Annotated in this window: 15 protein-coding genes; 8 read left to right on the forward strand and 7 right to left on the reverse strand. The window is 42.6% G+C overall.

The features are described 5' to 3' along the window. The first annotated feature begins 216 nt into the window (after window positions 1-216). Complete coding sequence (locus tag MMO42_RS05140; RefSeq protein WP_241319596.1) at window positions 217-1,047, forward strand: hypothetical protein; 831 nt, start codon at window positions 217-219, stop codon at window positions 1,045-1,047. Window positions 1,048-1,485: 438 nt separating this feature from the next. After that, window positions 1,486-1,797 carry an ankyrin repeat domain-containing protein gene (locus MMO42_RS05145; RefSeq protein ID WP_241319597.1) on the forward strand — a complete coding sequence of 104 codons (312 nt, stop codon included), beginning with the start codon at window positions 1,486-1,488 and terminating at the stop codon, window positions 1,795-1,797. A gap of 290 nt (window positions 1,798-2,087) precedes the next feature. On the opposite strand, the gene MMO42_RS05150 is transcribed toward MMO42_RS05145, so the two are convergent. Continuing rightward, window positions 2,088-2,783 carry a TIGR04219 family outer membrane beta-barrel protein gene (locus MMO42_RS05150; protein WP_241319598.1) on the reverse strand — a complete coding sequence of 232 codons (696 nt, stop codon included), beginning with the start codon at window positions 2,781-2,783 and terminating at the stop codon, window positions 2,088-2,090. 132 nt (window positions 2,784-2,915) lie between these two features. Here MMO42_RS05150 and MMO42_RS05155 point away from each other — a divergent pair, with 132 nt between their 5' ends. From MMO42_RS05155 to MMO42_RS05165, 3 genes are all read left to right on the forward strand, one after another. Continuing rightward, window positions 2,916-4,358 (forward strand): aldehyde dehydrogenase family protein, encoded by a 1,443-nt coding sequence (locus tag MMO42_RS05155; protein WP_241319599.1) that lies wholly within the window; start codon window positions 2,916-2,918, stop codon window positions 4,356-4,358. A gap of 377 nt (window positions 4,359-4,735) precedes the next feature. Further along, window positions 4,736-6,214 (forward strand): sodium-dependent transporter, encoded by a 1,479-nt coding sequence (locus MMO42_RS05160; protein WP_005201740.1) that lies wholly within the window; start codon window positions 4,736-4,738, stop codon window positions 6,212-6,214. A gap of 10 nt (window positions 6,215-6,224) precedes the next feature. Continuing rightward, on the forward strand, window positions 6,225-6,368 hold the full coding sequence (locus MMO42_RS05165; protein WP_003654330.1) for a methionine/alanine import family NSS transporter small subunit: 144 nt from the start codon (window positions 6,225-6,227) through the stop codon (window positions 6,366-6,368). A 48-nt stretch (window positions 6,369-6,416) separates the two neighbouring features. Here the strand turns inward: MMO42_RS05165 and rsmB are convergent, their stop codons facing one another. Both rsmB and fmt read right to left on the reverse strand, forming a co-directional pair. Continuing rightward, complete coding sequence (gene rsmB / locus MMO42_RS05170) at window positions 6,417-7,724, reverse strand: 16S rRNA (cytosine(967)-C(5))-methyltransferase RsmB (protein ID WP_241319600.1); 1,308 nt, start codon at window positions 7,722-7,724, stop codon at window positions 6,417-6,419. After that, a complete protein-coding gene (gene fmt / locus MMO42_RS05175) occupies window positions 7,721-8,683 on the reverse strand; it encodes a methionyl-tRNA formyltransferase (RefSeq protein WP_241319601.1) in 963 nt (320 codons plus the stop codon). The genes rsmB and fmt overlap by 4 nt, the downstream gene beginning before the upstream one ends. A gap of 210 nt (window positions 8,684-8,893) precedes the next feature. Between fmt and ilvD the strand changes: the two genes are divergently transcribed. From ilvD to MMO42_RS05190, 3 genes are all read left to right on the forward strand, one after another. Next, a complete protein-coding gene (gene ilvD / locus MMO42_RS05180; RefSeq protein WP_241319602.1) occupies window positions 8,894-10,723 on the forward strand; it encodes a dihydroxy-acid dehydratase in 1,830 nt (609 codons plus the stop codon). A 143-nt stretch (window positions 10,724-10,866) separates the two neighbouring features. Continuing rightward, window positions 10,867-12,156, forward strand: a complete 1,290-nt coding sequence (locus MMO42_RS05185; RefSeq protein WP_241319603.1) for a hypothetical protein — start codon at window positions 10,867-10,869, stop codon at window positions 12,154-12,156. 81 nt (window positions 12,157-12,237) lie between these two features. After that, the gene (locus tag MMO42_RS05190) at window positions 12,238-12,969 is read left to right on the forward strand and encodes a sulfite exporter TauE/SafE family protein (protein ID WP_241319604.1); all 732 of its coding nucleotides are present in this window, start codon (window positions 12,238-12,240) and stop codon (window positions 12,967-12,969) included. Window positions 12,970-12,981: 12 nt separating this feature from the next. Here MMO42_RS05190 and MMO42_RS05195 read toward each other — a convergent pair whose 3' ends face one another. The 4 genes from MMO42_RS05195 to MMO42_RS05210 all read right to left on the reverse strand — a co-directional run bounded on the left by MMO42_RS05195 (window position 12,982) and on the right by MMO42_RS05210 (window position 18,976). Next, a complete protein-coding gene (locus MMO42_RS05195) occupies window positions 12,982-13,872 on the reverse strand; it encodes a LysR family transcriptional regulator (protein WP_241319605.1) in 891 nt (296 codons plus the stop codon). Window positions 13,873-13,981: 109 nt separating this feature from the next. After that, window positions 13,982-15,277: a solute carrier family 23 protein gene (locus MMO42_RS05200; RefSeq protein ID WP_241319606.1), complete on the reverse strand. Its 1,296-nt coding sequence runs from the start codon at window positions 15,275-15,277 to the stop codon at window positions 13,982-13,984. 309 nt (window positions 15,278-15,586) lie between these two features. Next, on the reverse strand, window positions 15,587-18,268 hold the full coding sequence (gene ppc, locus MMO42_RS05205) for a phosphoenolpyruvate carboxylase (protein ID WP_241319607.1): 2,682 nt from the start codon (window positions 18,266-18,268) through the stop codon (window positions 15,587-15,589). 84 nt (window positions 18,269-18,352) lie between these two features. Further along, window positions 18,353-18,976, reverse strand: coding sequence for a TetR/AcrR family transcriptional regulator (locus MMO42_RS05210; RefSeq protein WP_005297742.1), 624 nt, complete (start codon window positions 18,974-18,976; stop codon window positions 18,353-18,355). Window positions 18,977-19,005: the final 29 nt, after the last annotated feature.

Below are 19,005 nucleotides of genomic sequence, written 5' to 3' on the forward strand. Positions count from 1 at the left end.
ATGGTAGTGTGGCACTTGCCATGTGAGAGTAAGTCATCGCCAGCTTTTAAATACTAACACCCCCTCCGCTAACGCAGAGGGGGTGTTTTTTATTGGAGCAATTTTTATAAATAAGAAAAGCGTCAAACTAAGACGTTTATAATGGAATAAAAAATATTATTTATAAGTTTTTGTATTATTTTATCTTGATATAACTTTATAAATGAGGTGACTAATTTGGAAAATAGAAATAATAGGCTGCTGAGAGGGGTAAGAGCTTTTAGTCCATTATTACAAGCTTTTGAGGCTGGGTATTCAAAAGAGGAGATTAAAGCTCATATTTTAACAACCCTCGAGCCTGAGTTTGATAACCCAGAAATCCTTGTAAGATATGGGATTGATTTATTGGCAGTAGAAACAATAAATGTTACCAAGGTACGAGCTAATGATTGGTCTTCTCAATTATATGATAAAAGTATGGAGGCTCGTAGAAGCCTTTTAGCTAATGATAAAAATATATGCGCTGAAGTGTGCTCAAAATGGGAAGCAGATATTGGTAAGGCGCTGACTTTTTATTGGAGCTCTATTAAATTTGAGCATTCTAAAGATGATTTGCCAATTGATGAATATGCTTATGAATTATTTAGGAATATTGGTGGGTTGATCGAAGGCACACTTCAAATTTACTTAAAAGAACTGCTGCACATTACACTTTGTGCAAATGGTGAAAGTAGTTCTTATTCAGAAGTTTCATCTTTAAGCTTAGGTAATGTTATTAGTAAACTATCTGAAAAATTTGGAAATTCTGATATTTTTACATTAAGCCCATGGATGGTTCCCCTAAATCAGTGGAGAAATATTGCTCAACACTTCTCTATAGATACGGATAACTTTTCAATTAATTGCAGATATGGAGCGAAGAATCAGCATATTATTAAACTGAAAAGAGAAGAATTAATGGAAATAGCAAGATCTATTTTTACTTTGTATTCAGCAATTAGGACGTCTCAAACAATATTCTTCTTAGATAGTGCTGACTCATTGATATCTCATTGTAACGGTTTTTAAAAGGAAAGATGCCGATAAGCAATTTCAGTTTTGTGTTGGCGCAGCATCTCAGGGTTTTGAAGTAATTGATCTAAAGGTAGAGATTAATAAAGCATATGCAGAGTTTTATGATGTAACCGATGAGAATTCTTTCGAGAGAGCCATTCATGCTGTGCAATTTGTTTATCAGCTTTGGATAGCTACTAGATCAGATATTTTAGTAGTTAAGTACAATACTAAGTTAAGAGATAAATATTTAATAGCTACTGCAAAATCAGAAGACTGTGAAAAGGTTTATAAAGGAGAGGAGGGTTTCTCTTATCTGTCAGAAGTTGTTGATTTTGAAATGGAACCACATCATATATAAAACTGATATTGAGTTAGCATCAAATTTAATATAGATGCATCACTAAATTTAAGTTTTAATTGTGGTTGATACTAAAAACTGAGTCATACCTTATGAAACTCAATTCTTTCTCTCCACTCCTTGAAGATGATGACGAACTGCATCTTCCTGAGCTGGTGTATTGGGCATCTCTTGGTGATGTGGAACAAGTAGAGCAATTATTGGCAGAGGGTACAGATCCAAATCAGACCGATGATGACGGTTATAGTGCATTACAGGCTGCTGCAGAGAATGATCATTTAGCTGTGGTGAAGTTACTTGTGGGTAAAGGTGCAAACGTGGCTTATAAAGGCGAATATACGGCCCTACAGCTTGCTGAAATGGCGAATCATGACGAAGTAGTTGCATATCTTAAAAGTCTTTAAATCACGCATAAAAATGATAGATAAAAAGAAGCCCCATCATCCTGACGGGGCTTCTTCATATTCAGTTTATGTCGTTGATATCCTATTAACGACCACGTCCTGTGTGTTTTATTATTCTCAATGAGACTTCCTGTCTCTCTATGATTTGTATGATAGGTGAAAAGTTTGCATTCGGATATTCGTCAATTACTGCGATCTTTGTAGGCTTTGGCGTACAGCAATAGAGCGTGGGGACCGATTAGCTATAAAAAAACGGAATCTATTGATTCCGTTTCTGTTTAATTCTGGTTTTAGAAATGAATATCTAAACCGATATAAGGGCCTTTAAAGTTAAATTTAAGGTCATTTTTTTCGTAATCATCTAATTTGATATCTAAGATGCGGTAGCCTGCTTTTAAGCCGACATCGACCAAAAGATTATCAATAAAGTTGTATTGTAATTCGGCTTGAGCATCGGTGATTTTGGCATCATTAAAGTTGCTATATAACAACTCTGCTTTAGCACTTAGGCCGGTGAATGGCAGTTTCACACCAGCAGAGCCGTAGATCACAGGGACTGTTTTATCGATGTCGGTTTTGCTTAGGCCCAGTGTTTTTACATCACCATTGAGATTGGTTGCGCCTAGACCGACATCTGCATTTACGATGGTATCCAAGATTTCATAATATAAAATGAAATCGGTATGGTCGATGTTGAGGTCATACACAGGCTGACCTGCGACTTCATTGTCAGTTTGTGATTTTAAATTCACATAACGAATTTTTGCATTTGGAATCAGTGGAATTGGGTGTTCAAATGCCAGTGAAACTTGTGCAGAACCTTTGCGATCAAGGTCTTGATCTGGCGCTGATGTTTGCGCAGCCATATTGGCTTCACCATTGTAATTCCAATAGCTGAGATCACCTTTTACACCAATCAAATCCGCTTGTGCGACGCCACAAAAGCTTGTCCCTAAAGCAAGCATTGATATTTTTAATATTTTCATTGCATTGTCCTAATAAATATCGAAAACCGTAATGAATTGTTGTGAATTCATCAGTGAATGGGCGAATCATATAGTGATCTTGGGAAATATGCAGTAGTCTAATTTTAAATTTTTATAAAGGAATCGATAATAATGACAGATACACCAAGCGTGCTGGATTATCCGCTGTATGTGGCAGGAAAGGCTGTGACCACGGGGCAATGGTTAGAAGTGCATGATAAGTATCGAAATACCGTGTACGCACGGGTGGCATTGGCTGATGCTAAAGTGCTTGAAAAAGCGATTTCGGCTTCGGTAAAAGCAGAAACGGAAATGGCAGCACTCAAGCCTTTTCAAAAGCAGCAAATCTTGCTGCATTGTGTAAAACGCTTTAATGAATTACGTGAGCAACTCACTGAAATTCTGATTGCCGAAGGGGGCAAGCCTCGTGGTGCAGCGAGTGCCGAAGTAGAACGCTTAATTAATACCTTTCAATTGGCCGCAGATGCAGTCACGCAGCTCGATGACGGTCGCATGCTGCCTTTAGCTGTCACGCCTGCTGCCGCACGGTTCCGTGGCATGGTCAAACAGGTGCCAATTGGTGCGATTTCTTTAATCAGCCCGTTTAATTTCCCTTTAAATCTGGTCGCTCATAAGATTGCCCCTGCGATTGCAGCAGGTTGTCCATTTGTGTTGAAACCTGCAAGTTTGACCCCGATCAGTGCATTGATGATTGCTCAGGTTTTGGCGGAAACAGAGTTACCTAAAGGTTCATGGTCAGTATTGCCGTGTGATCGCCAAGCAGCAGATATTCTGGTGACGGATGATCGCTTTAAATTATTGAGCTTTACGGGGTCGGATCAGGTCGGTTGGGACATGAAAGCGCGTGCGGGTCGCAAGAAAGTGACTTTGGAACTTGGTGGCAATGCCGCAGTGTTGATTGATGGGGATACCGTAATTGATGATGCTTTAATTGATCGTTTAATTGCTGCGGCTTATGGTCATGCGGGGCAAGTATGTATCAGTGTGCAGCGGATTTTAGCACATGCCGATATCTATGCTGATCTGAAAAAGAAACTCATCGCAAAATTGAAAAAAATCAAGGCAGATGACCCAAGCTTAAGCAGCACTGTGGTTGGGCCGATGATTAAGGAAGCTGAAGCTGTTCGCCTGAAAAAATGGGTGGATAAAGCTGAGAAGAAAGGAGCAAAAGTACTGATAGGAGGAAGTTTACAAGGTGTCCTATTTGAGCCAACTTTACTGGAGAATGTAGATGCCAAACTTGAAGTGTATAAGGACGAAGCTTTTGGTCCCGTTGCAATTTTAGAAAAGTTTAAAGCGTTCGAGGAGGGCATTGCCACCATTAACCAAAGTCGTTTTGGTTTGCAGGCAGGTGTGTATACGCAAAATCTCAATAAAATGCTGTATGCATGGGATCATTTACATGTTGGAGGCGTGATTATTAACGATGTCCCGACGTTCCGTGTCGATAATATGCCCTATGGTGGTGTGAAGGATTCTGGCCTAGGCCGCGAAGGGATTCATTCTGCGATTCGGGATATGCAAGAGGAAAGATTATTAGCCATCAAACAATAAAAAAGATTGTGGCCCAAGCGAAGTTTTAGCTTCGCTTGATTGTTTTATGTACTTGATTTTTATAAGTTGACTGCAAGGTCAAAATTACAGTCTGTTGAAAAATAATCAGTTGTTCAAAAAAGATGACTTTTTCTTTCAGAATTTACAGTAAAAATGAATAAAAACAGGTATTGTTCGGCTATTAAAAGCAGAAAAACAAAGCCCAATCTTTAAGGAAGATGGTTTGGTTTTTGCTTTGTTTGTTCATGCAAACGGAGACCCACAAGGTTGAACTTTCATGCAAACAAAACAAGATTTTTTATGGCACTTTTCATGTCTGTTGGATAATAAAAACCTAACGCAGCATGGAATGCCAGCAATACATACTTAGGTGTTTTATGGCAGATTCTCGTGAAAACTGGACATCACGATCTGGTTTTATTATTGCAGCTGTTGGTTCAGCTGTAGGTTTAGGTAACATTTGGCGTTTTCCTTATGTTGCTTATGAAAATGGCGGTGGGGCATTTCTTATCCCTTATTTACTGGCATTGATTACTGCTGGTTTACCTCTTTTATTTTTAGATTATGCAACAGGACATCGTGCGCGTAATTCACCTCCAAAGGCATATCGTGCGCTATTTAAAGGCGGTGAGACCCTCGGTTGGTGGCAAGTCTGTGTGTGTATCATCATCGGCTTGTACTATGCGAGCGTACTGACTTGGGCGGGTAGCTATGTCTACTTCTCAATTGGTCAGGCATGGGGCAGTGACCCAGAAAGCTTCTTCTTCAATACGTATTTGCAAACCTCGAAAGCGACTGGTTTCGATCTACAGTTTGTGAGTCATTTGTTCTGGCCAATCGTTGGGATTTGGGCACTCACCTTAATTATTTTGTATGGTGGGGTTAAGAAGGGCGTTGAATTATCCAATAAGATTTTCATGCCGTTGTTATTTGTCTTGTTTACGGTTCTTGTTATTCAATCATTACGTTTACCAGGTGCGGTAGAAGGCTTAAATGCATTCTTTACCCCGAACTGGTCAGCCATGATGAACTATAAAGTTTGGTTAGCTGCGTATGGTCATACTTTCTTCTCGTTGTCTGTTGGCTTCGGGATCATGGTGACGTATGCCTCTTACTTAAAACCAAAAACCAACTTAACGGGTTCAGGCTTGATTGTTGGTTTTGCCAATGCTTCAACCGAGATTTTGGCAGGTATTGGTATTTTTGCTGCGTTGGGCTTTATGGCACATGCGGCAGGTAAAGAAGTACACGATGTTGTGAGTGGTGGTATTGGTCTGGCATTCATCGCATTCCCTAAAATCATTTCAAGTTTAGGTGCGGGTGCAGATTTATTTGGTTTCTTATTCTTCTCTTCGTTGTTTGTTGCAGGTATCTCTTCCATGGTCAGTATCTTGGAAGTGCCGATTGCGGCAATGCAGGACAAGTTGAAATGGGGCCGTACCAAAGCTGTAACCATTATTGGTGGTGGTAGTGCGCTTGTTTCAGTTATCTTATTCTCAAGTGTGAATGCGATTAAACTGGTAGATATCGTCGATCACTTCATCAATAACATCGGTATTATTGGTGGTGCATTGATCTCGATTATCAGTATTGCTTGGTTTAAACGTTCTGCTTTGCGTGAACTGCGTGATCACGTCAACCGTATTTCGACCATTCAATTGGGCAAAGGGTGGGATTTCACTTTGACGGTGATCACCTCGTTGATCTTGTTAACCACCTTAAGCATGACCGTATTTAACTTGGTGAAAAACGGTTACGATAGTTATAGCATGAGCTTACAAGGCATCTTTGGATGGGGTAGCGTGATTTTCTGTGCAGTCGTTGCAATTGTACTCAGCCGAATCAAAGATCGCTAGGAGAACAAATATGAATACTTCAGCAATCGTAATGATGGTGATTTCAATGGTGTTTTTATGGGGCGGATTAGCATTGTCTATTCTGCACTTATCCAAACATCCAGAAGAACTCGATGATGTTCTGGAAGAAGTCAAAGATCAGCATACGCTCTAAATTGAATGAATAAAAAAGCAGGCTTCAAAGCCTGCTTTTTTATTTTGATTAAGCCAATTTTTTAATTCGGCAATAATAGAAACCATCACCAGATTGAGCAGAAGGTAATAATTGACGACCATAAGTCTGTTCAATACCCCAATCTGCATTGATTTTGATTTCTTCTGCATCAGCATGTTCTGCAAAGAATGCCGCCATTTGCTGCTCATTTTCAGCTTTGAGAATCGAGCAGGTGATATACAGTAAAGTGCCACCGACTTTAAGTTGTTGCCACATCTGCTGCAAAATCTGTTGTTGTAAGGCCACAGTCTGCGCGATATCTGTTGATTGTCTGAGCAGACGAATATCAGGATGGCGACGAATCACACCTGTTGCAGAACAAGGCGCATCCAACACGATACAATCAATTAGTTCCTGTGCCTGCCAAGTAGTGGCATCTGCGGTAATAATCTCAACATTAGGTTGATCTAGGGCAAGACGTTCTAAATTTTCAGAAACACGTAATAAACGTTTTGCATCATGATCGAGTGCAATCAGTTTTTTCGGGTTAAAGCGCTCAAGAATATGTGCAGTTTTACCCCCTGGTGCAGCACATGCATCGACAACCACTTGGTCATCTAAGTTGGGTAAAAGCATCGCGCACAGTTGTGCATGTTCATCCTGAACAGAAAAGCCACCTTCTTCGAAACCTGGTAAATGGGTAATATTGCCCGTTTGCTCCAAAACAATACCAACATCTGAAAGCATGCAAGGACGAGCATCAATTTGCTCTTCGTCCAAAATCTCTAAATATTCGTTACGACTGACTTGACGTTCATTGACGCGCAGGGTCAGTGGCGCGACTTGTTTTAAGGCTTGACATAGAGACTCTGCTTGCTCAGGCCAATCTTTTTTGAGGCGTTTGAATAACCAACTTGGTAAACCATGCGTATTATTCAACGCTGTTTCAAATTCAGCTGTTTCACGTGAAACACGACGCAGAATCGCATTGACCAAACCACTCATTGGCTCGAAACCGAGTTGCTTAGCCGCATTTACAGTTTCTGAAATCGCAGCATGTACAGGAATACGCGTACATAAAATTTGATATAAACCCAGATATAAGCAACTTTCTAGTGCTTCATTGTCTAATGGTTTTGTGAGCAATGGTAAGGTAATGGCTTTTAACGAATACCATTGGCGCAAACAACCTAACGTAAGCTCGTGATATAAACCACGGTCACGCTCAGCAACAATATTGATATGTTGATTCAAAACGGAAGTCAAAGATTGCCCATTTTGAACCGCCAAAAGTGTTTTGACCACTTGGGCACGAAGATTCAAATTTTTTGCAGATGATTGATTCGATTGGCTCATGGGAGAATTTGTCCAATATGTAATTTCTGGGTTTGGGCAATTTGAACTGGATTGAGGGCTTTAGCACCTGGCCATTGCAAGCTAGTTAAGCACACTGCGGTAGTGTCGCCACAGGCAACGTGAACGCCTTGTTTATCAATGGCAAGGATCTCACCAGCTTGTGCATCGATTTTACTATGCTGTGAAAGTGCAGACCCCCATACACGCAAGGCATTATTTTCATCCAGCTGGATAAATGCCACGGGCCAAGGATTAAAAGCACGAATATTACGATCAATTTGAATCGCATTCATACTCCAATCAATCCGTGCTTCTGCTTTCACCAATTTGTGTGCATAGACGGTGAGTGCTTCATCTTGCACTTCACGTTTCTCGATGAAGCTTTGCAAGCTTTGTTCTGATTCAAGCACAGCACAAATCGCTTCTGCACCTTGAGCAGCCAATTTGTCATGCAAGCTGGCAGAGGTATCTTCCGCAGTAATTGGGCAATAAGTTTTATACATCATATCGCCCGTATCTAAACCTGCCGCCATTTGCATAATGGTAATGCCTGTTTCAGCATCGCCTGTGGCAATAGCACGTTGAATTGGGGCAGCACCACGCCAGCGTGGTAGCAATGAACCATGAATATTTAAACAACCGTATTTCGGTGTATCTAAAACAGCTTGCGGTAAAATCAAGCCATAAGCTGCGACCACCATCACATCTGCGCCTAGTGCGGCAAGTTCTTGTCGCGCTGCCAAGCCGTCTTCCGTAGACGCTTTAAAATTCAAAGGTTGATAAACAGGTAAACCGTGTTCGAGTGCTAATTGTTTAACAGGAGATGGCGTTAATTTTTGCCCACGCCCTGATTTACGGTCAGGTTGGGTATAAACCGCAATGATCTGGTGGGATGTTTTTAATAATGCCGCCAATGCGGTTGCCGCAAATTCAGGCGTACCAGCAAAAATGATTTTCACAAATGGAATCCAAATAAAACTTATCTCAAATTATAAGCGAAAAAGCGACGAGCCCCTAATTCAGGGCATGAATTGCTTTTGAGCAAAAAAAGATAGGCCTGTTGGTCATCTGTTAAACGATAACTTGTAGTATGATGCAAAGAGCTCAGTATCATTTCGCCAGAGAGAAAGTCCTATTTTTCTCGAGCACACACTTGTTGGGAATACAAAATGCCTGATTATCGTTCGAAAACATCAACACATGGAAGAAATATGGCTGGCGCACGCGGTTTATGGCGTGCGACTGGTATGAAAGATGAAGATTTTGGCAAGCCAATTATTGCGGTGGTCAACTCATTTACCCAATTTGTTCCAGGTCACGTGCATCTTAAAGATTTAGGTCAACTTGTTGCGAGAGAAATTGAAGCTTCTGGTGGTGTCGCGAAAGAATTTAATACCATTGCCGTAGATGACGGCATTGCCATGGGTCATGACGGGATGCTGTATTCACTGCCATCACGTGATTTGATTGCCGATTCTGTAGAATACATGGTCAATGCACACTGTGCTGATGCAATGGTATGTATCTCGAACTGTGACAAGATCACTCCGGGAATGTTGATGGCAGCGATGCGCCTGAACATCCCAGTGGTTTTCGTGTCTGGCGGTCCGATGGAAGCAGGTAAAGTCAAATTCCGTGGTGATGAGAAGGCGATTGACCTTGTTGATGCCATGGTGGTCGCAGCAGACGAAAGCTATACCGATGAAGAAGTTGCTGCATTTGAACGTTCAGCATGTCCAACCTGTGGTTCATGTTCAGGGATGTTCACGGCAAACTCAATGAACTGTTTAACTGAAGCCCTAGGTTTATCTTTACCGGGTAATGGTTCAATCGTTGCGACGCATGCCAATCGTGAAAAACTGTTCCTAAGAGCAGGTCGTTTGGTTGTGGAATTGGCGAAACGCTATTATGAACAAAATGATGACAGCATCTTGCCACGTTCAATCGCAACTAAAGATGCGTTTGAAAATGCCATGACGCTTGATATTGCAATGGGTGGCTCTACCAATACGGTGTTGCATTTACTCGCAGCTGCACATGAAGCAGAAGTTGATTTCACCATGGATGATATCGACCGTTTGTCTCGCCAAGTGCCTGTATTGTCAAAAGTTGCACCAGCAAAACAAGACGTGCACATGGAAGATGTACACCGTGCGGGTGGCATCATGGCAATCTTGGGTGAACTTGATCGTGCACAGCTATTAAAGACCTCATGCCCGACAGTACATGAACCAACCCTAAAAGATGCATTAGACAAGTGGGATATTATCCGTACTGAAGATGCGGATGTTTATGAATTCTATCGTTCATCGCCGGGTGGCATTCCAACGCAAGTGGCGTTCTCGCAAAACCGTTATTATTCAACTTTAGATGGTGACCGTGAAAATGGTGTGATTCGTAATGCTGAACATGCTTTCTCTAAAGACGGTGGTTTGGCGGTTCTCTACGGTAACATCGCATTAGATGGCTGTATCGTAAAAACAGCGGGTGTGGATGAGTCAATTCTTAAATTTACGGGTACAGCACGCGTTTTTGAAAGCCAAGATGCCGCGGTAGAAGCGATTTTGGATCATAAAATTGTTGCAGGCGATATTGTGGTGATTCGCTACGAAGGGCCACGTGGTGGACCAGGGATGCAGGAAATGTTGTATCCAACCAGTTACCTCAAATCAAAAGGTTTAGGTAAAGACTGTGCCTTGATTACCGATGGTCGTTTCTCGGGCGGTTCATCAGGTTTGTCGATCGGTCATGTGTCTCCAGAAGCAGCAGAAGGTGGTGCGATTGGCTTGGTTGAAGATGGCGATACCATTGAAATTGATATTCCAAACCGTACCATTCATTTGAATGTAGATGATGCAACGATGGCTCATCGCCGTACTGTTCAGGAAGCAAAAGGCTGGCATCCTGCCGAAGAGCGTAAACGTAAAGTGTCTAAGTCATTGAAGATTTACGCAATGCATTCGACCAGCGCAGCCAAAGGTGCAGTACGAGTTTTGTAATCCCATTTAGTCCCTCTTTCAATTAAGGGGGACTTTTTTCTCATTTTATAAGATACTGAATACACTTATTGGCTCACTTGTTAGAGCACAAGTTTGAAAAAACTTTTCCATTTATAAATTTATGACCATTAGAGGCTATCGACATGTCTTTGTTACGTCGTTGGTTTGACCCCATTCGATCGAGTTGGTTCTATCAGAAACCTTCGCGTCAGGCGGTGTTACCCACGGAACAGGGTTTGAGTATTTACCTGCGTCTGGACGATGTTTATAGCTATCTTGCGGTACAACAACTGGATCAGCTCAATGAAATTTTGAGTGATGAGTTGAAACCTTTAAAAGTGATTATTTCAAGGCAAGACGCTGAACCTCCGAACGAGATGTCCAAGCAGGATTGGCAAAGCTATTGTCTAAATGATGCCAAAATTCTGGCCAAACAACACCGTTTTGGCTTCGATGACACCCCAGAAATCCCCAGCGCAGAAGCATTACAACAAGCTGAAACCATTCTTCGAAATACCCCGTTACGAGAACAAAACTTCTTACATTTGCTTGAAGATGTGTTCCATATGCTATGGCAGCAACAATATGGAAAATTGCGTACCTTATACGCAATGGCAAGTCAGCATCAAAGCCCTCAAGATTACCCTGAACGTATTTTTAAAGATGTACCTGTTGCGGCCAGTTATTTTGAATTTGGTGAGCGTAAATACCAAGCGGTCGATGATCTATTGCGTCTGACTCGCCGTTTGAAACAACAAAAATTACTGACAGGAAATCCAATTTTCCTGATCAATCATATCGAATGGCGTGAGCATTTGATTAACGATGGTGAAGCTTTGGCAGAAGTCCAAGCTTTGCATCCTGAATTGGATCTGTATATTGCGCTTGAAGACCCAATGAGCTGGTTGTTATTGGCCTATATCAAAGAAGAGTTGGCCAATTATTATAATATCCAGTTGAAGGTCTATCCTCTGAGTTATCACGGGCGCGACTGGTTTGACTGGAGTCTTGCGACTCGTGTCTCCAAGCGTACTCAAGTGGCATTTACGCCATTCTGTCGCCCAACCAAAGAAGCAACCTATGAAATGGCACGACTGTTTTATAGTGTGCCAGAAGAACAACAGGTGGATTGTATTCATCAGATTTTTGAAGGGGTGTGGACGCGTGGCAAAGACTTGTCATTTAAAGCGCATTTCCAACGCATGCAAAAACGCTTAGAGATTGAAAGCATCACCGAACAAGATGTTGAAATTTTGCTGAAACAGAATGATGAATTGTGTCAGCAAAAGCATCAGCCAGATTTTCCAGTACTAGAATTACGTATTGATGGGCAGAGCTATGTGTTTAATAGCCTGTATCGAGTCTGGATGATTGAAAGCATTATTAGTAATGTTTTGGAAGATAAATATAAAACAGCCTCAAGCTCTGCCTGAGGCCTACTCCTAAAAATAAGAATAGGGCAAGCGTCCATTTTTTTCGTAGCATAACTCCGACGCAATATCGGAGATTCGGGCGTGACTTTTTTAGCAATCATTGTGATGGTATTTGTCTTTGCTGGCATGATTAAAGGCATGATCGGCTTGGGTTTACCTGCGGTCTCGATGGGGTTGCTCACGATTGCCATGAGTCCGTTTCAGGCAGCATCCCTACTTATTGTTCCTTCGATGATTACCAATATTTGGCAGTTGTTTGCAGAAGGTCGGGTTTGGACCTTTGTCCGTCGTTTCTGGTCGTTGCTGCTGGGGATTGTGATAGGTTCGATCTGGAGTTTCTTACCGACTTTAAGCCAAAGTCATGGCAAGACCAGTGAAATTTTATTGGGCAGCATGTTGGTGCTCTATGGCCTGTATGGTCTATGTGTCAAAAATCTACCTCATTTGGCAGCGCATGAACGTTGGTTATCCCCTTTGGTGGGGTATATCGGTGGTGCGGTGACTGTCGCAACAGGTGTGGTCATCATTCCAGTCGTACCTTATTTGCAGTCTTTGCATCTGAAACGTGATGAGCTGGTTCAGGCTTTAGGATTGACCTTTACCGTGTCCACCATTTGCTTGGCCGTATTTCTACACCATAACCCGATGCAGGGAATCACACTGGATTATCGTCTGTCGGTTGTGGCCTTGGTGGCAGCTTTGGTTGGGATGTGGTTGGGTAAAAAAATTCGCTATCAACTGAATGAACAACGTTTCCGCCGTTTATTTTTTATCGGCTTGGTGGCGTTAGGCGGATATATGCTATCGCATTAATCTTGCTGTGAACTAAGGACGATGCTGTAACAGAAACTCAGAAAATTGCTGATAATTTTCGGGTAGTTGACTGAAATCTTGTGTTGCCAATAGCAGCTTGCGATTGGCCCACGCACCTAATAATTGAACCATGTGGAAATGATAATCGGGTTGTAAACGTTGTGCAGCGCGGGCAGGCATAATGGCGATACCAACGCCTTTGGCGACCACCTCTGCAATCGCAGCAAAATTAGGTAAGCGCAAACGGTATTGGATATTAAAGCCGAGCAATTTGGCTTGGGTTTCAATCGATTGCTGCAAAGAATGATGCGGCATCAATCCAATAAAACCAAAACTCAGTGCCTCGACCAGATTTAACGACGTATGCTGAGCTAAGGCATGAACAGCAGGGCAGATCAGTACCAGAGGATCGCTGGCAAATTGCTGCGTCTGTAAATGTTGAGTATCAAAAAAACTGGAAACCAATCCGAGTTTGGCAATGCCTTTGCTCAGTGCCGCGACGATTTCAGAACTTTCTGCTTCATGTAGGTCGATATTCATTTCTGCATGGCGCATTAGAAATTGTGGTAACAGCGGTGGCAGATATTCACTTTGTGCAGAAGAGTTACACCACAAGGTTAATGATTCGGGCGGTTGTTGCCGAAAGCGTTGCATCTCATGTTCGAGTTGATTTTTTTGCCCAATCAAACGCTGTGCATGTTCAGCCAAAGCATGTCCCGCCGTCGTGAGCTCGACCCCAGAGGTCTGTCGAATAAATAAGGCGGTATCGAAGTAGTGTTCGAGTTTTTTAATCCGTTCACTGGCCGCTTGCAACGAAATTGCAGAACGTTCGGCACCTTTGGTGAGACTACCAGTGCTGACGATATGCAGAAATAATTGTAAATCAAAAAAATCAAAACGCATGATGGCAACGTATTGAAATATAAAAAAGCCATCATACTAAAAAGGTGCTAAATAAAGATAGGGTATTATTGTGGTGCAAAAAAAGGCAGCCTCAGCTGCCTTCAATCTTCTAATTTTTATCTTTTAAACTAAACAACAGATTGAGGAAAATCGCAGCAAAAGTGGCGGTACCAATACCACCTAAATTGAAGTTACCAAACAGTAATTCAAAGTTACCTGCCCCTAAAATAATGGTGACAGAGGCGATGATGAGATTTTTATTATTTGAGAAATCGACTTTGTTTTCGATCCAGATCTTCGCACCTGCAATGGTAATTAAGCCAAATACCACGATCGAAGCACCTGTAAGGACTGCTGTCGGGATAGTACTAATCACTGCGCCAAATTTAGGAGACAGACCCAAGAAAATCGCAAAGACACCCGCGATCACAAACACAATTGTGGAATAAACACGGGTCACTGCCATCACACCAATGTTTTCACCATAGGTGGTCATGCCAGGCGCGCCAACACTACCCGATAAAGTTGTGGCCAAACCATCGGCAACAAAAGCTTTGCCCAATTGCGGCGTAAGATTTTCACCAGTCATTGCACCCACTGCTTTGATATGACCCAGATTCTCTGCCACTAAAATCAGTGCGACTGGCGCAATGATCAGAATCGCATTTAAATCAAAAGTTGGATGTGAAAAGCTTGGAATACCGAACCATGGCGCTGCTGCGATTTGGGAGAAATCGATCGGTTTGCCATAGCCTAAAACATTGGTTGCAATGGCATAAATCGCATAGGCGATCAGCAGGCCAACCAGTAGCAATAAACGTTGTAATAGGCCTTTGGTAAACACTGCAATGATCCCCATACTGAGTACGGTCATGAGTGCCATCCACATTTCAAAAGGCTGTCCTGCAACGCCTTTGATGGTGACAGGTGCAAGGTTAAGCCCAATGATCATTACGATCGCGCCTGTGACCACCGGTGGCATCAGTTTTTCGATCCAACGTGTGCCAGTGAGCATGACCGCAAAACCGATCAAGGCATAAAAAATACCGCAGGCCACGATACCGCCTAAGGCAACAGAAAGGTTGGGGTTGGCACCTGAGCCAGTGATATGGCCTGTCGCTGCAGCAACCACACCGATAAAGGCAAAACTTGAGCCTAAGTAACTCGGTACACGTCCACCCGTGATCAGGAAGAAAATGATGGTACAGATCCCTGACATTAAGATGGCAAGGTTAGGACTAAAGCCCATCAATAATGGCGCAAGAACTGTTGCACCAAACATTGCAAATGCGTGTTGAACCCCGAGTACCGCACTTTGTAAGGGCGGTAAATATTCATTTGTCGCAACAGGGCGATGATCGATCTTCCCCTGATACGGCTGCCATTTTGGAAACCAACTTGACATAAATTAGACTCATTATGTGATATCAGCGCGTATGATACCCTGTCTTAAAACGAGCTTTCACCTATAAGCCATTGAGAATATTGCCAGAACAGGCATGGCGAGTTTGTATTTTTACCTTTTGGTAAAATTTGTTTCAAAATAAGCTAGCGGTTTTATTATTTATTTTCGTGCTGATGGTTTGAAAAGTTAACTCTCTTATTTTCAAAATATTTTTTGATTTTTTTCTCTTTTTTAAATTCTGATGGCATATTTTGCCAATCTCGCCATCAATCGCTGTGATTTCTATTGATGGCAAGGCTGACTTTTGAGTTAACCCGTGTTGCGTAGACCCGCAGCAATCCCTGCGATACTGACCATCAAGGCATGATCGACAGGACTGTGTTCGGTTTGGTGTTCCTGTAAATACAGACGACGACGTTTCATCAACTCTGCTTGCAATAAATGCAATGGCAATAAGTAAGGTTTGCGTACTTGCATGGATTGATCCAAGACCTCATTGTTGCTCAGCAGTTTCGATTCGCCTTTCAAACGGAGCAGGGTATCCACTGCATTTTGTAGACGTTGGCGTAGCTCAACACCTAGAATCTTTAAGTCCTGATCTTGAGTCAAATGCGATTCATAATACAGGGCAATATCGGCATCAGATTTAGACAACACCATTTCCAGCATATCAATCAGCGTCTGGAAATAAGGCCATTGTTCCAGCATCTCATTCAAGGTGTTTTTATGCTGTTCATGCACCTGATTAATCGCCGTACCTGTACCTAACCAAGCAGGCAGCATCAAACGGATCTGGGTCCATGCAAACACCCACGGAATGGCGCGCAGTGATTCAATACCACCACTGACTTTGCGTTTGGCTGGACGGGAACCAAGTGGCAACATTTGCAATTCCAGTTCAGGTGTAACCGTACGCAGGTAACTGACAAAGTTCGGATTTTCGCGTACGGTTTGACGATAGACTTTAACTGATAAATCAGTCATTTGAGTCATCAGGTCACACCATTCTTTTTTCGGTTCAGGCGGTGGGAGCAAGGTCGCTTCTAAGGTCGCTGCGGTATAGATTTCCAGATTTTGCAGCGCAATGCCTTCTAAACCAAATTTGAAGCGAATCATCTCACCTTGTTCAGTGACACGGATCGCACCTGAGATTGAACCTGGTGGCTGCGAGAACAGTGCTTGTTGCGTTGGCGCGCCACCGCGGCTGATTGAACCGCCACGACCATGGAACAAGGTCAATTGCACATCATGCTTTTGCGCGATGGCAGTCAACTCTTCCTGAGCACGATATTGGGCCCAGTTGGCTGACATAAAGCCTGCATCTTTGGCGGAGTCGGAATAACCAATCATCACCTCATGTTTACCCTGAATATGCTGTTTGTACCAATGCATATTGAACAAGGTGTTCATGGTTTTGGCTGCGCCGTCCAGATCCTTTAATGTTTCAAATAATGGGACCACGCGAAGCGGATGCTGAATCCCTGCTTCCTTTTGTAGCAACAGCACCGCAAGCACATCACTTGGATATTCTGCCATCGAAATAATATAGGCACCTAAACTCTCAGTCGGTTGTTCCGCCAATGTACGCATGGTGGCAAACACTTCAAGTACATCTGGATGCTGAATCAAGCTGCCTTCAGGCTCATTAAAAAACTTCGGTAATAGTGGACGCTTGCTTTGGAGTTCCTGAATCAGGAAATTTTGACGTGCTTGTTCAGTCCACGATTCAAAATTGCCTAGACCCAGATATTCAGTAATGGCTGAAATCGCTTGGCGATGACGACCTGATTCTTGGCGAATATCGAGTTTGAGCAGCTCAATACCAAAACAGTTGACTCGATAAATGAAATCGAGCAATTGTCCATTGGCAATCTCCGCCAGATTGCTATCAATCAATGAGCGATAGCAAAGTAGTAAAGGCGCTAACAGTTCATCTTTGTTTCTGATGATATTGCTGTCATCGGCTTCAGTTCCTTGCAGACGGTGTGCCAGCCATGAGCGTGTCGCTTTAAGACGTTCGCGAGTCTCACGTAAATATTCACGATACGGTTCTGGATGTTCATAACCTAAAGCTTGGGTCAGTTCTTCCGAACAGCTTTGAATTGACAATTCCCAACGTAAATTTTCAATATCACGCAGATACAAATCTGCTGCCTGCCAACGGGATAACCACAGCACTTCTTGGGTCACTTGATGGGTCACATTCGGGTTGCCGTCACGGTCACCGCCCATCCATGAGGCAAAACGAATCGGAGCAATACTTAAGGGTAAGGTTTGCTCACAATGTTGCTGCGTCAGTTCATTCAATTCACGTATGAACTTAGGCACAGCATTCCAAAGCGATTGCTCAATCGTTGCAAAGCCCCATTTGGCTTCATCCACTGGAGTCGGGCGATGCTGACGGATCTCATCGGTTTGCCATGCTGAACTGACCAATTGCTTAAGGGTAGCAATGGTCTGTTGACGTTCTCTAGGCGTGAGTTTCTGTTGATCCAGCTGTGAGAGACAGTCGGTAATATCATCATATTTTTGAATCAAGGTACGACGGCTGACTTCAGTCGGATGTGCAGTCAGTACCAGTTCAATTTTTAAATCACAGATCTGCTGAAACAGTTGCTGTGTATTGATCTGTTGGCTTTTAAATTTTTCAAATAAATGTGGCATAGGATTTGGACTAGGCGCCTGTTCATCAAATTCGGCCTGACGACGGCTACGAACCACATGATATTGTTCAGCAATATTGGCGAAGTTGAGAAAATGTGAGAATGCGCGAGTCAGTGGCAGAATCTCTTCGTCTTTCAAACCGAGGAAAAGTTGTTCTAGCTGTTTTTCAGCTTCAATCTGGCCGTCACGTGCGCCTTTGGCTAATGCGCGAATTTGCTCAATCTGATTAAACAAATCTTGCCCAGCATGTTGCTTTAAGGTCTCTCCAAGTAAATTGCCCAGTAAGCGGACATCTTCACGTAATGGAGCAGTGATTTGCTGAATCATTCTAATTCTCCTGTTGTTCTCATTCGACTATAGCGCGATTGAGAGACAATCCAAGAGCAGAACGTAAAAAAATGTGAATTTTCTCTAAGTTTTAGCTTGATATTTAAGCAAAAAAATCTCGATGGCGTGTTGAATCATCTGATCGATTTCAGTCGGGGTTGGCACAGGTGCTAAACCCAGTAGTACCTGTTGATGACGAATCCCCAACATCAAGGAAATAATGAGTTCAGTTTGCTTGAGCGGCTCATCGGCTTGAATAAATTTAAATGCGATAGCTTGCTCAAAAAAATCACACCAGACATGACACATACGGGTATGTGAGGCATCAAAAAACTGTTTGGCCAAAGGGCTTTGTTCAGCTGCCAATTCAAACAGCAAACAGTCCAGTTTCAAGGCTTCAGGTAGATAAATAATCCCTAAAGCACGTTGACACATTAAGCTCAGTGCCTGTTCAAAATTGGATTCAGCGGTCAGTTCAAACTGTTTGGTCCGAATCGATTCTTCACAACTTTCTTCGATGGCACAGATAAATAGATTGCCTTTATCTTGGAAGTGGTTATACACCGTGAGTTTGGTGACCCCTGCATCTTTGGCAATCTGGTTCATACTGGTGGCGTGATAGCCCATTTTTAAAAAAATAGATTTTGCGGCCTGTAAAATCTTGGCTCTTTTTTCTAAATCTTTAGGACGGCCACTACTGATTTGCACGTTATCGTTCTCTTTTAATTGATTTAAAA

The organism is Acinetobacter sp. ANC 3882 (assembly GCF_022549545.1).
Lineage (GTDB): Bacteria > Pseudomonadota > Gammaproteobacteria > Pseudomonadales > Moraxellaceae > Acinetobacter.

Excerpts from the sequence above, each read along its gene's own strand:
- MMO42_RS05185 (WP_241319603.1), top strand. The coding sequence starts at position 10,867 with ATGTCTTTGTTACGTCGTTGGTTTGACCCCATTCGATCGAGTTGGTTC.
- MMO42_RS05155 (WP_241319599.1), top strand. The coding sequence starts at position 2,916 with ATGACAGATACACCAAGCGTGCTGGATTATCCGCTGTATGTGGCAGGA.
- rsmB (WP_241319600.1), bottom strand. The coding sequence starts at position 7,724 with ATGAGCCAATCGAATCAATCATCTGCAAAAAATTTGAATCTTCGTGCC.
- MMO42_RS05160 (WP_005201740.1), top strand. The coding sequence starts at position 4,736 with ATGGCAGATTCTCGTGAAAACTGGACATCACGATCTGGTTTTATTATT.
- ppc (WP_241319607.1), bottom strand. The coding sequence starts at position 18,268 with ATGATTCAGCAAATCACTGCTCCATTACGTGAAGATGTCCGCTTACTG.
- MMO42_RS05200 (WP_241319606.1), bottom strand. The coding sequence starts at position 15,277 with ATGTCAAGTTGGTTTCCAAAATGGCAGCCGTATCAGGGGAAGATCGAT.
- MMO42_RS05165 (WP_003654330.1), top strand. The coding sequence starts at position 6,225 with ATGAATACTTCAGCAATCGTAATGATGGTGATTTCAATGGTGTTTTTA.
- ilvD (WP_241319602.1), top strand. The coding sequence starts at position 8,894 with ATGCCTGATTATCGTTCGAAAACATCAACACATGGAAGAAATATGGCT.
- MMO42_RS05195 (WP_241319605.1), bottom strand. The coding sequence starts at position 13,872 with ATGCGTTTTGATTTTTTTGATTTACAATTATTTCTGCATATCGTCAGC.
- MMO42_RS05145 (WP_241319597.1), top strand. The coding sequence starts at position 1,486 with ATGAAACTCAATTCTTTCTCTCCACTCCTTGAAGATGATGACGAACTG.
- MMO42_RS05150 (WP_241319598.1), bottom strand. The coding sequence starts at position 2,783 with ATGAAAATATTAAAAATATCAATGCTTGCTTTAGGGACAAGCTTTTGT.